Raw genomic sequence first — 12,930 nt, forward strand, 5'->3', positions numbered from 1 at the left:
CGCGATGAACGTCACCTCGTGGCCGATCGCGCGGGCGAACACATCGCCGATCCCGATCGAGGTCAACTGCATCCTTGCGGCATCAACCATGTTCGCGACCACGTGGAGACGGTGGCCTCGGTCACGCTTTCGCCGAGGGTGGGGACCATGACGTCGAGGCTGTCGCCACTGCCGGCGCCCTGTTCGGCGGCGGGGGCCGCGGCCGGTTCTGCCTTCTCCTGCGGTTTGGCGGGGGTGGCGGCTGCGCCCTCGGTGATGGTCGCCAGCAGCGCGTCGACCCCCACGGTTTCGCCCTCGGCCGCCACGATCTCGCCCAGCGTGCCGGCAGCGGGGGCGGGCACCTCGACCGTGACCTTGTCGGTTTCCAGTTCGCACAGCATCTCGTCGGCGGCGACGCTGTCGCCCGGCTGCTTGAACCATGTGGCCACGGTGGCCTCGGTGACGGATTCGCCGAGGGTGGGAACGCGGACTTCTGTCGTCATGTCGGTTACTTTCCTTTGATCGTCAGCGCGGCATCCACCAGCGCGTCTTGTTGTGCCTTGTGAGCGGAGGCCAGCCCGGTGGCGGGCGATGCGGCGGCCGGGCGGCCGGCATAGATGGGCCGCGTGTGCTTGGACTTGATGCGGGTGAGCACCCATTCGATGTTGGGTTCGATGAAGGACCACGCCCCCTGGTTCTTGGGTTCTTCCTGGCACCAGACGACATCGGCCTGCTTGAAGCGCTCCATTTCCTTGACCATCGAGATGGCGGGGAAGGGGTAATACTGTTCGATGCGCATCAGGTAGATGTCGTCGATCCCGCGCTTGTCGCGTTCCTCCAGCAGGTCGAAATAGACCTTGCCCGAGCAGAGCACGACGCGCCTGATCTCGCTGTCGGGCTTGAGCCGGGTTTCCGAGACGCCCTGTTGCGCGTCGTCCCAGAGCACGCGGTGGAAGCTGGAGCCGGTGGTGAACTCCTCGGCGCTGGAGATGCACAGCTTGTGCCGCAGGAGCGACTTGGGCGTCATCAGGATGAGCGGCTTTCGGAAGGTGCGGTGCAGCTGCCGGCGCAGGATGTGGAAGTAGTTGGCCGGCGTGGTGCAGTTGGCCACGATCCAGTTGTCCTGGCCGCACATGGTGAGGAACCGCTCCAGCCGGGCCGAGGAGTGCTCGGGGCCCTGTCCCTCGTAGCCGTGCGGCAGCAGGCAGACCAGGCCGCTCATGCGCAGCCACTTGGATTCACCCGAGCTGATGAACTGGTCGAACATGATCTGCGCGCCGTTGGCGAAATCGCCGAACTGCGCCTCCCAGAGGGTCAGCGCGTTAGGTTCGGCCAGCGTGTAGCCGTATTCGAACCCCAGCACCGCGTATTCCGAGAGCATCGAATCGATCGCCTCGTACTGGGCCTGGCCCGAGCGGATGTTGTTGAGCGGATAGTAGCGTTCCTCGGTCTCCTGGTTCACGAGGCCGGAATGGCGCTGGCTGAACGTGCCGCGGGTGCTGTCCTGCCCGGAGAGCCGCACGCGGTAACCCTCGGTGAGCAGACTGGCGAAAGCCATCGCTTCGGCGGTGGCCCAGTCGAAGCCTTCGCCCGTCTCGAACATCCTGGCCTTGGTTTCCAGCAGGCGCGATACCGTCTTGTGCAGGGTGAAGCCCTCGGGGGCGGTGGTCAGCGCGCGGCCAACCTCGGCCAGTGTCTCGGGTTTGATCGCGGTCTCGCCGCGCTGGTAGTCCTCGTCCTTGGTGTCGAGATGGGACCACTTGCCGTCCAGCCAGTCGGCCTTGTTGGGGCGGTATTCCTTGCCGGCCTCGAATTCGTCGGCCAGGTACGACTGAAAGGCGGCTTTCATGTCGTCCACCTCGCCCTCGGGGATGAGCCCGTCCTTGACGAGCCGTTCGGTGTACAGGCTCAGCGTGGTCTTCTGTTTCTTGATCTTCTTGTACATCAGGGGGTTGGTGAACATCGGTTCGTCCCCCTCGTTGTGGCCGAAGCGGCGATAGCAGATGATGTCGATGACCACGTCCTTGTGGAACTTCTGGCGAAATTCCGTGGCCACCTTGGCGGCGTGTACCACCGCCTCGGGATCGTCGCCGTTGACGTGGAAGATCGGCGCCTCGACCATCAGCGCGAGATCGGTCGGGTAGGGCGAGGAGCGCGAGAAGTGCGGCGCGGTGGTGAAGCCGATCTGGTTGTTCACCACGATGTGCATCGTGCCGCCGGTCTTGTGGCCCTTCAGGCCCGACAGGCCGAAGCATTCCGCCACGACCCCCTGCCCGGCAAAGGCCGCGTCGCCGTGCAGCAGCACCGGCATGACCTTGGTGCGGTCCGGGTCGTTCAACTGGTCCTGCTTGGCGCGGACCTTGCCGATGACGACCGGGTTCACGGCCTCCAGGTGGGAGGGGTTGGCGGTGAGCGACAGGTGCACGTTGTTGCCGTCGAATTCGCGATCCGAGCTGGCGCCGAGGTGGTATTTGACGTCGCCCGAGCCGTCCACGTCCTCGGGCTTGAAGCTGCCGCCCTGGAATTCGTGGAAGATCGCGCGGTAGGGCTTGCCCATCACGTTGGCCAGCACGCTGAGCCGGCCCCGGTGGGGCATCCCGATGACGATTTCCTTGACGCCGAGGCTGCCGCCCCGCTTGATCACCTGTTCCATCGCCGGAATGAGGCTTTCGCCGCCGTCGAGGCCGAAGCGCTTGGTGCCCATGTACTTGACATGCAGGTATTTCTCGAAGCCCTCGGCCTCGACCATCTTGTTGAGGATGGCCTTTCGGCCCTCGCGCGTGAACTTGACCTCCTTGCCGTAGCCCTCGATCCGCTCCTTGAGCCAGGTGGCCTGTTCGGGATCCGAGATGTGCATGTACTGCAGCGCGAAGGTGCCGCAATAGGTACGCCGGACCATGTCGACGATCTCGCGGATCGAGGCGACCTCGAGCCCCAGCACGTTGTCGAGGAAAATCGGCCGGTCCATGTCGGCCTCGGTGAAGCCGTAGGATTTCGGGTCGAGTTCGGGGCGTTCGCCGTGGTTGCGCAGGCCCAGCGGGTCAAGCTCGGCGATGAGGTGGCCGCGGATCCGGTAGGCACGGATCAGCATGAGCGCGCGCACCGAGTCGAGCACGGCGCGGCGGACCGCGTCCTCGGTGAGCTCGACGCCTTTCTCTGTGGCCTTTTCACGGATCTTTCGGCCGGCCTGCTTGGCCTCCTCTTCCACCGGGTACTGGCCCGTCAGGGCGCCGAACAGGTCGTCGGACGGTGTCGGCGGCCAGTCGGGGCGTTCCCACGAGGGCCCGGCGGCCTCTTTCTTGACGCTGACCTCGTCATCGCCGAGCTCGCGGAAGAATGCCTGCCACGCCTCGTCCACCGCCGCCGGATCATTGGCGTAGCGGGCATACATCTGTTCGAGATACTCGGCGTTCGCCCCCTGCATGAAGGAGGAAGCGTGGAACTGGTCGTTTGGGGATTGCTCGGTCATTGTCTTGTCTCCCGCAGGGGTGCGCGCCCTGTCACCTGAAAAAGGGGCGGGCCGCGGCCCGCCCGCGATCGTGTCAGCCCTTGATCGCTTTCATCATCGCCTCCCCAAGGCCAGCGGGGCTTTCGGATACGACGATGCCGGCACTGCGCATGGCCTCGATCTTGTCGTCGGCGCCACCCTTGCCGCCGGCGACGATGGCGCCCGCGTGGCCCATGCGGCGGCCCGGGGGCGCGGTGCGGCCCGCGATGAAGCCGGCGACGGGTTTCTTGCGGCCCTTCTTGGCCTCGTCCTTGAGGAACTGCGCGGCGTCCTCCTCGGCGGAGCCGCCGATTTCGCCGATCATGATGATGCTCTCGGTCTCGTCATCGGCCAGGAACCATTCCAGCGCGTCGATATGCTCGGTCCCCTTGATGGGGTCGCCGCCGATGCCCACGCAGGTGGACTGGCCGAGGCCCACGTCAGAGGTCTGCTTGACGGCCTCGTAGGTCAGCGTGCCCGAGCGCGAGACGACACCGCAGGAGCCGCGCTTGTGAATGTGGCCGGGCATGATGCCCATCTTGCAGGCGTCGGGCGTAATGATGCCCGGGCAGTTCGGCCCGATCAGGACCGAGCTGGAGCCTTCGAGCGCGCGCTTGACGCGCATCATGTCGAGCACCGGGATGCCCTCGGTGATGCACACGATCAGCGGCATGTCCGCGTCGATCGCCTCGAGGATCGAATCGGCCGCGAAGGGCGGCGGCACGTAGATGACACTGGCATTGGCGCCCGATCTGTCCATCGCCTCGTGCACGGAGTTGTACACGGGCAGGTCGAGATGCGTGGTGCCGCCCTTGCCGGGCGTGACGCCGCCGACCATTTTCGTGCCATAGGCGATGGCCTGTTCGGTGTGGAAGGTGCCCTGCGAGCCGGTGAGGCCCTGACAGATCACCTTGGTGTTTTCGTCTACGAGGACTGCCATTGTGGCATTCTCCTTTGGAAATTCTGGAAATGGCGCGCAGGGATTGCGCACCCTACGGCATCAGCCCTTGACCGCCTTGACGATCTTCTGCGCGGCATCGGCGAGGTCGTCGGCGGCGATCACGTCAACGTCGGAGTTGTTGAGGATCTCCTTGCCCTTCTCCACGTTCGTGCCTTCGAGCCGGACGACGAGCGGGACCGTCAGCCCCACCTCCTTGACGGCGGCGACCACGCCCTCGGCGATGACGTCGCAGCGCATGATGCCGCCGAAGATGTTGACGAGGATGCCCTTGACGTTGTCATCGGAGGTGATGATCTTGAACGCCTCGGCCACCTTTTCCTTGGTCGCACCGCCGCCCACGTCGAGGAAGTTGGCCGGTTCCGAGCCGTAGAGCTTGATGATGTCCATCGTGGCCATGGCAAGGCCCGCGCCGTTGACCATGCAGCCGATCTCGCCGTCGAGCGCGATGTAGTTGAGATCGTACTTGGAGGCTTCCAGTTCCTTGGAATCCTCTTCGGTCGTGTCGCGCAGTTCGCCGATGTCGGCGTGGCGGTAGATCGCGTTGGAGTCGAAACCCATCTTGGCGTCGAGGCACTTGAGATCGCCGTTGTCGGTCAGGATCAGCGGGTTGATTTCCAGCATCTCCATGTCCTTTTCGAGGAACATGCGGTAAAGCGTACCCATCAGCGTCACGCATTGCTTGATCTGCTTGCCCGACAGCCCCAGCATGAACGCGATGCGGCGGCCGTGGAACGGCTGGTAGCCGGTGGCCGGATCGACGCTGAAGCTGAGGATCTTGTCGGGGGTCTTCTCGGCGACCTCCTCGATGTCCATGCCGCCCTCGGTGGAGCAGACGAAGGACACGCGGCTGGTGCCGCGATCGACCAGAAGCGCGAGGTAGAATTCGCTGTCGATCCCCGAGCCGTCCTCGATGTAGATGCGGTTGACCTGCTTGCCGGCGGGGCCTGTCTGCTTGGTCACCAGCGTCCGGCCCAGCATCCGCTTGGCTTCCTCGGCGGCTTCCTCGACCGACTTGGTCAGGCGCACGCCGCCCTGGTCGCCGGCGCCCGTCTCCTTGAAGGTGCCCTGGCCGCGGCCGCCCGCATGGACCTGTGCCTTCACGACCCAGATCGGGCCGTCGAGTTCGCCGGCGGCCGTCTTGGCCTCCTCTGCGCGCAGCACGACACGCCCGTCGGAGACCGGCGCGCCGTAGGAGCGCAACAGGGCCTTGGCCTGATACTCGTGGATATTCATGAAACTGTCCCGTCTTGATGTTATCGCAGACGGTATAGCAACAGGTCGGGCGCGCCATTAAAGCACTTTTTGTGGAAAAATCGATTTCAGGGCGAATTTCCGGCTTTTGTGATCACAGCCGTAAAACGTGTGATCACAAAGGGGCTACTGACAAGATCGGGCCAACGCCGCAAAAAAGAATCAGGGCCGGGAAACCCCGGCCCTGTCTGCTGCCATGCGTGCATGGCGCCTTATTTCAGGTTGTCGTCGATGCCCTTGCAGGCCTCGACCAGCCCCTTGACCGCCTTGACCGAGCCGTCGAACATCGCCTGTTCGTCCTTGTTGAGCGAGATCTCGACGACCCGCTCGATACCGCCGGCGCCAATGACGGTGGGCACGCCCACGTAAAAACCGTCGAGCCCGTAGCGGCCATCAACATAGGCCGCGCAGGGCAGCACACGCTTCTGGTCCTTCAGGTAGGCCTCGGCCATCTCGATGGCCGACGTGGCCGGCGCGTAATAGGCCGATCCGTCTTTCAGCAGGCCCACGATCTCGGCGCCGCCGTCGCGGGTGCGCTGCACGATCGCGTCGAGCTTTTCCTGCGTGGTCCAGCCCATCTTGACAAGGTCGGGCAGCGGGATGCCGGCGACGGTGGAATAGCGGGTCAGCGGGACCATTGTGTCGCCGTGACCGCCGAGGACGAAGGCGCTCACGTCCTTCATCGAGACGTCGAATTCAAGGCTCAGGAAATGGCGGAAGCGCGCGCTGTCCAGCACGCCGGCCATGCCGCAGACCTTTTCACGCGGCAGGCCCGAGAATTCGCGCAGCGCCCAGACCATCGCGTCGAGCGGGTTGGTGATGCAGATGACAAAGGCGTTCGGGGCATTGTCGCGGATGCCTTCGCCCACGGCCTTCATCACCTTGAGGTTGATGCCCAGCAGGTCGTCGCGGCTCATCCCCGGCTTGCGCGGGACACCGGCGGTGACGATGCAGACATCCGCGCCGGCGATGTCGGCGTAGTCCTGCGTGCCCTTGAGCCGCGCGTCGAAGCCCTCGGAGGGGCCGGATTCCGCGATGTCGAGCGCCTTGCCCTCGGGGATGCCCTCGGCGATGTCGAAAAGGACGACGTCGCCCAATTCCTTCAGCGCCGCCAGGTGGGCGAGTGTGCCGCCAATCTGTCCTGCGCCGATCAGCGCGATCTTGGGTCTGGCCATTGGAATAATCTCCGGTGGTTTTGAATTCCGGCTCATGGCGTAGTCGCAAACCGGGCGCCGCGCAAGGGTGCTGCGCTGCGGCATGTGGGGCGCCGGGGCCTGTCATCGCGGCGCTGATGGCGATAAACTCCCGCCGTTCCGGCGCGTTACGGGGCAGGGCCATGACGGGTTTCGATGTGCAGGTATGGGTAGCGGCGGCGTTCGCGGCGGTGTTCGCGGGCATCTCGAAGGGCGGTTTCGGCTCAAACGCGGCCTTTGCCGGGGCCGCGATTCTGGCGCTGGTGGTACCGCCCGGCGCCGCGCTGGCGATCATGCTGCCGTTGCTGCTGGCCATCGACGCGGCGACGCTGCGCCCTTATTGGCGGCAATGGCACGGCCGGGACGCGGCGCTGCTGATCGCCGGCGGGATACCCGGCGTTGCGCTGGGCGCGGCGCTTTTCCGGCTCGTGGAGGCGGACGTGTTCCGCCTGCTCATCGGCGCGATCGCGCTGGCCTTCGTCGGCTGGCAGCTGCTGGTGCGCGGCGGGCTGGCACCGCGCCCCGCTGGCAGGCTGGGGTCGAAGGCCGGCGTGGTTGCGGGCGCGCTGGCGGGCTTCACCAGTTTCGTCAGCCATGCCGGCGGCCCGGCGGCGGCGGTTTTCCTGCTGGGCCGTGGGCTGGGCAAGACGGCCTTCCAGGCCAGCACGGTACTGGTTTTCGGTGTGCTGAATGTGGTCAAGGTGGGGTTCTATGCCGGGCTTGGCCTGTTCACCCCGCAAACGCTGGCCATGAACGCGGTCCTTCTGCCATGCGCGCTGACCGGCGCGTGGCTGGGCGTCAAGGCGCATCGTCGCGTGCCCGAGCGGGTGTTCTTCGCGGTCACGTATGTCCTGTTAACGGTGACGGGGGCCAAGCGCCTCCGCGACGGGCTGACCTGACCGGACATGTGAGGCATTTCTGCGCTGCGGCGACAAAAGGCTTGAAGCATTCGGGCAAAAAGTGGCAATTGTGCGCAACAATGTTTCCGAAAATGACTCGGGGGAGGCGAGGCGCATGGACACCAACACACGGCCCTACCGATCGGTGCTCTATATCCCGGGATCGAAGGAACGCGCGCTGGACAAGGCCCGGAGCCTGCCCGCGGACGCGATCATCTTCGATCTGGAGGATGCGGTGGCCCCCGATGCCAAGGCCGAGGCGCGCGAGACGCTGGCGGCCGCCCTGCGCGAGGACGGCTATGGCAGGCGGTCCAGGATCGTGCGCATCAACGCGCTGACCACCGAGTGGGGCAACGAGGACGTGCGCGTGCTGCGCGACGCCGGGGCGGATGCCATCCTGCTGCCAAAGGTCAACACCCCGTCGGACGTTGACAGCCTTGCCGACATGCTGGACCCGGCGATGCCGGTCTGGGTGATGATGGAAACGCCGGTGAGCGTTTTCAATGCCCCCGAGATCGCGGCGCACCGGCAGGTGACGGGGCTGGTGACGGGCACCAACGACCTGACCAAGGATCTGGGTTGCCGCCCCCGCGCGGATCGTCTGCCGCTGATGACGGCGTTGCAGCGCGTGGTGATGGCCGCGCGGGCCGCGCGCGGCGTGGTCGCCATCGACGGGGTCTACAACCGGTTCCGCGACGGTGACGGCCTGAAGGCCGAATGCGAACAGGGGCGCGACCTGGGTTTCGACGGCAAGACGCTGATCCATCCCGCGCAGATCGAGATCGCCAATACCGCCTTCGCGCCCACGCAATCCGAGATCGACCTGGCCGAACGGCAGATCGCGGCCTACCGTGAAAGCCAGGCGTCGGGGCAGGGGGTTGCCGTGGTGGACGGGCAGATCGTGGAGAACCTGCACGTGGTCGCCGCGGAGCGGGCGTTGGCCAAGGCGCAAGCGATACGTGAAATGTCGGCGGAGTGAACGCGATGGTTTATCTTTTTCTGGGGCTGTTCCTGTGGTCGGCGGGACATTTCTTCAAGCGGCTGGCGCCGGACATGCGTGCCTCCATGGGACTTGCCGGCAAGGGCGTGGCCGCGCTGGTGATCCTTGGCGGGCTCGTGCTGATGGTGATCGGCTATCAGCGCGCCGAGTTCATCAACCTGTGGTTCCCGCCGGGCTGGACCGTCCATCTGAACAACCTGCTGATGCTGCTGGCCGTATTCGTCTACGGCATGAGCATGACCAAGGGCCGGCTGCGCGGCGCGATGCGGCACCCGCAACTGACGGCGGTCAAGATCTGGGCGGTGGCGCACCTGCTCGTCAACGGCGATCTGGCCTCGGTCATTCTTTTCGGCGGCTTGCTGATCTGGGCCGTGATCGAGGTGATCATGATCAACCGCAGCGAGGTGCGCGTGCGTCTTGAGCCGGGCCCGGCGAAGCGCGATCTCGTGCTGGTTGCCGTAACGCTCGTCCTGTTCGGGGTGATCACGTGGCTTCACAACTGGCTGGGCGTCTGGCCGTTTCCGGGATGAGCGCGATGAAACTCTACCGTTTCCTTTCCGCCGACGACACGTCGGAGTTCTGTCACAAGGTGACGGCGGCGCTGAACGCGGGGTGGGACCTGCATGGCGGGCCCACCTATGCCTATGACGCGGCCAATGGCGTCATGCGCTGCGGTCAGGCCGTGGTCAAGCAGATCGAGGGCACCTACACGCCCGACCTGAAACTGGGGGAGCAGTGAGCATGGCCAAGACCGATCCGGGCCGTTTCTTCGAGGACTACAAGGTGGGCGAGGTGATCCACCACGCGGTGCCGCGCACCGTGTCGGGCGGTGAGCGCGCGCTTTACCATGCGCTTTACCCGGCGCGGCACGCGCTTTATTCGTCGGACGCCTTCGCGCGCGACTGCGGCCTGACGGCCAGCCCGATCGACGATATCGCGGCCTTTCACGTGGTGTTCGGCAAGACGGTGCCCGACATCTCGCTCAATGCGCTGGCCAATCTGGGCTATGCCGAGGGCCTGTGGCTGCGCCCCGTCTGGCCCGGCGACACGCTCAATTCCACGTCCGAGGTGATCGGGGTCAAGCAGAACTCCAACGGCAAGTCGGGCGTGGTCTGGGTGCGCACCAAGGGCCACAACCAGCGCGGCGAGGTGGTGCTGGACTATGTCCGCTGGGCCATGGTGCGCAAGAACGACCCGGACCGCGCGGCGCCCGAGACCGTCATCCCCGACCTGAAGCCGGCGCTGGACGCGTCGGATCTGGCGATCCCGCCGGGGCTGGATTTCACGAACTACGATTTCACGCTGGCCGGCGAACCGCACCGCTGGGCCGATTACGAGATCGGCGAGAAGATCGACCACGTGGACGGCGTCACCGTGGAAGAGGCCGAGCACATGATGGCCACGCGCCTTTGGCAGAACACCGCCAAGGTGCATTTCGACGCCACCCTGCGCGCGGACGGCAACCGCCTGGTCTATGGCGGGCACGTGATCTCGATGGCGCGCGCGCTGAGCTTCAACGGGCTGGCCAATGCGCAGATGGTCGCTGGGCTGAACGGCGGGGCCCATGCCAACCCGTGCTTTGCCGGGGACACGATCAAGGCATGGTCCGAGGTACTGGACAAGGCCGAGACGCCCGCGCCGGGTGTCGGTGCGCTGCGCCTGCGGCTGGTCGCCACCAAGAGCGGGGAGCCCTTTGCGCTGAAGGGCGCGGACGGCAAGTACCTGCCGCATGTCCTGCTGGACCTCGATTACTGGGTGCTGATGCCGACCTGATATGGCGCCGCTCGCGCGGGGCGGCGTGGGGGCGATTTGCGGCCCGGTTGCCACCTGCCGCCACCGCGTCTTTCGGCAATCCGGCCACGGTTGCGATGCGCCCGGGCGCGGTGCCGGTTTGGTTCTGGTCAAGCCGTTTTCGCGCGGCTAGAAGGGCGCCGAGGAGATTTGGGTCATGACGAAAATTGCGCCGCAGCCCGGGATCATGGAAATCGCCCCCTACCAGGGGGGCGCGTCCTCTGTCGCGGGCATCGACCAGGTGGTGAAACTCAGTTCCAACGAGAACCCCCTCGGCCCGGGCGAGGCCGCGCGGGAGGCGTTCCGCAAGGCGGGATATGATCTGCACCGCTACCCCCCGACCGATCACGCGGCCCTGCGCGCCGCCATCGGCGAGGTGCACGGCCTCGACCCCGCGAACGTGGTCTGCGGCGTGGGCAGCGACGAGATCATCGCGCTTCTGTGCCAGGCCTATGCCGGGCCGGGAACCGAAGTGGTTCATACCGAGCACGGCTTTGCCATGTACCGCATCAGCGCGCTGGCCAACGGCGCGACCCCGGTGGAGGTGCCCGAGCGCGCGCGCGCCACGGACGTCGACGCGATCCTTGCGGCCTGCACGGACCGGACGCGGCTGGTTTTCGTGGCCAACCCGAACAACCCGACCGGCACGATGGTCGCGCCCGCGGAGCTGGCGCGGCTGGCCGACGGTCTGCCCGCGCACGCGCTGCTGGTGATCGACGGGGCCTATGCCGAGTATGTCGAGGGCAGCGACGGTGGCGCCGGGCTGGTCGGGTCGCGCGAGAACGTCGTGATGACGCGCACCTTTTCCAAGCTCTACGGGCTGGGCGGGCTGCGCGTGGGCTGGGGCTACGGCCCGGCGCACGTGGTTGACGTGCTGGGGCGTATCCGCGGGCCGTTCAACCTGAGCCAGCCCGCGCTCGTCACCGCCGAGGCGGCCGTGCGCGACACAAGATGGGCCGAGAAATGCCGCGCCGAGAACGCCCGCCTGCGCGCCTGGCTGGCCGGGGCGCTGGCCGGCCACGGGGTGCCGTCGGACGAGTCGCACGGCAATTTCATCCTCGCGCGGTTCGCGGACCGGGAAACCGCCGAGGGCTGCGACGCGTATCTCAAGTCGCAGGGCCTGATCGTGCGCCGCGTGGCGGGCTACAACCTGCCCCAGTGCCTGCGGATCACGGTGGGCGATGAATCCGCCTGCCGGCGGGTGGCGCACGCAGTGGGGCAGTTCATGCAGGGCACGTACTAGGATGGCCGTGATCTATGACAGGGTCGCGTTGATCGGGCTCGGGCTGATCGCGTCGTCGATGTGCCACGCCATCCGGCGCGGCGGGCTGGCCGGCGAGGTGACGGGCCATGCCCGGTCGGCCGATACGCGCGCGACCGCGCGCGAGATCGGGCTGTGCGACCGGGTCTGCGACAGCGCGGCCGAGGCCGTGGCGGGCGCCGACCTGGTGGTGCTCTGCGTGCCCGTCGGCGCGATGGGCGCTGTCGCCGCGGAGATCGGGCCGGCGCTGGCCCCCGGCGCCACGGTCAGCGATGTCGGCTCGGTCAAGAAGGCGGTGATCGAGGCGGTCGGGCCGCACCTGCCCGGGAATGTTCATTTCGTGCCCGCCCACCCGCTGGCCGGGACGGAGCATTCCGGCCCGCGCGCGGGCTTTGCCGAGCTGTTCGAGAACCGGTGGTGCCTCGTCGTGCCGGTCGCGGGCAGCGACCGCGAGGCGGTGGCGCGGCTGGAGCGGTTCTGGCAGGGCATGGGGGCCTTGACCGACGAGATGGATGCCGAGCATCACGACCTCGTGCTGGCGGTGACGAGCCACGCGCCGCACCTGATCGCCTACACGATGGTCGGCGTGGCCGACGACCTGCGCCGCGTGACCGACAGCGAGGTCATCAAGTATTCCGCCGCCGGCTTCCGCGACTTCACCCGCATCGCCGCGAGCGACCCGACAATGTGGCGGGACGTGTTCCTCAACAACCGCGAGGCGACGCTGGAAATCCTCGGGCGGTTCACCGAGGAGCTGTTCGCGCTGCAGCGCGCCATACGTACCGGTGACGGGGAGCACCTGCACGACTATTTCACGCGGACACGGGCGATCCGGCGGGGTATCATCGAGGCCGGTCAGGATACCGACGCGCCCGATTTCGGTCGCGTGAAGAAAGGCTGAGGCGGATGGGGTGGCTGCGCGGCCTGCTGTCGGGGCGCGGGCGGCCGTGCCCGGTGCCGGCGAAAGCCGCGGCTGCAAGCCCGGGGGCGCTGCCCCCGTCGCCCTGACGGGCGCAGGGTATGGAAAGGCTGGCTGGCCCAGTCGAAAAAGAACCAGCCCCAGATGCGTTTGCGTTTCGAGATTTCACCCATGCGGCCCCCGCTCGTT

11 protein-coding genes and 1 pseudogene are annotated in these 12,930 nt (G+C 66.6%); 7 read left to right on the forward strand and 5 right to left on the reverse strand.

The window, feature by feature from the left end; genetic code table 11:
• Window positions 1–98: 98 nt before the first annotated feature.
• The 5 genes and pseudogenes from ACH107_RS23840 to mdh all read right to left on the reverse strand — a co-directional run.
• Window positions 99–482: pseudogene (locus ACH107_RS23840) on the reverse strand (biotin/lipoyl-containing protein); the annotation flags it as partial.
• Between the two features lie 5 nt (window positions 483–487).
• The gene (locus ACH107_RS23845) at window positions 488–3,448 is read right to left on the reverse strand and encodes a 2-oxoglutarate dehydrogenase E1 component (RefSeq protein ID WP_412507979.1); all 2,961 of its coding nucleotides are present in this window, start codon (window positions 3,446–3,448) and stop codon (window positions 488–490) included.
• Window positions 3,449–3,521: 73 nt separating this feature from the next.
• Window positions 3,522–4,406, reverse strand: a complete 885-nt coding sequence (gene sucD / locus ACH107_RS23850; protein WP_412507981.1) for a succinate--CoA ligase subunit alpha — start codon at window positions 4,404–4,406, stop codon at window positions 3,522–3,524.
• A 60-nt stretch (window positions 4,407–4,466) separates the two neighbouring features.
• A complete protein-coding gene (sucC, locus tag ACH107_RS23855) occupies window positions 4,467–5,660 on the reverse strand; it encodes an ADP-forming succinate--CoA ligase subunit beta (RefSeq protein ID WP_412507983.1) in 1,194 nt (397 codons plus the stop codon).
• Between the two features lie 230 nt (window positions 5,661–5,890).
• Window positions 5,891–6,853, reverse strand: a complete 963-nt coding sequence (gene mdh / locus ACH107_RS23860; RefSeq protein WP_412507984.1) for a malate dehydrogenase — start codon at window positions 6,851–6,853, stop codon at window positions 5,891–5,893.
• A 161-nt stretch (window positions 6,854–7,014) separates the two neighbouring features.
• Between mdh and ACH107_RS23865 the strand changes: the two genes are divergently transcribed.
• From ACH107_RS23865 to ACH107_RS23895, 7 genes are all read left to right on the forward strand, one after another.
• Window positions 7,015–7,770 carry a sulfite exporter TauE/SafE family protein gene (locus ACH107_RS23865; RefSeq protein WP_412507985.1) on the forward strand — a complete coding sequence of 252 codons (756 nt, stop codon included), beginning with the start codon at window positions 7,015–7,017 and terminating at the stop codon, window positions 7,768–7,770.
• A gap of 115 nt (window positions 7,771–7,885) precedes the next feature.
• Window positions 7,886–8,749, forward strand: coding sequence for an HpcH/HpaI aldolase/citrate lyase family protein (locus ACH107_RS23870; protein ID WP_412507986.1), 864 nt, complete (start codon window positions 7,886–7,888; stop codon window positions 8,747–8,749).
• Window positions 8,750–8,754: 5 nt separating this feature from the next.
• Complete coding sequence (locus tag ACH107_RS23875; RefSeq protein WP_412507987.1) at window positions 8,755–9,300, forward strand: NnrU family protein; 546 nt, start codon at window positions 8,755–8,757, stop codon at window positions 9,298–9,300.
• Between the two features lie 5 nt (window positions 9,301–9,305).
• Entirely contained in the window at window positions 9,306–9,509 is a 204-nt protein-coding gene (locus ACH107_RS23880) for a DUF1737 domain-containing protein (RefSeq protein WP_412507988.1), read from the forward strand.
• A gap of 2 nt (window positions 9,510–9,511) precedes the next feature.
• Window positions 9,512–10,543 carry a MaoC family dehydratase gene (locus tag ACH107_RS23885; protein ID WP_412507990.1) on the forward strand — a complete coding sequence of 344 codons (1,032 nt, stop codon included), beginning with the start codon at window positions 9,512–9,514 and terminating at the stop codon, window positions 10,541–10,543.
• A 175-nt stretch (window positions 10,544–10,718) separates the two neighbouring features.
• The gene (hisC, locus tag ACH107_RS23890) at window positions 10,719–11,804 is read left to right on the forward strand and encodes a histidinol-phosphate transaminase (protein ID WP_412507991.1); all 1,086 of its coding nucleotides are present in this window, start codon (window positions 10,719–10,721) and stop codon (window positions 11,802–11,804) included.
• 1 nt (window position 11,805) lies between these two features.
• Complete coding sequence (locus tag ACH107_RS23895) at window positions 11,806–12,723, forward strand: prephenate/arogenate dehydrogenase family protein (protein ID WP_412507993.1); 918 nt, start codon at window positions 11,806–11,808, stop codon at window positions 12,721–12,723.
• Window positions 12,724–12,930: the final 207 nt, after the last annotated feature.

It is taken from the genome of Roseovarius halophilus (ex Wu et al. 2025), assembly GCF_047086965.1.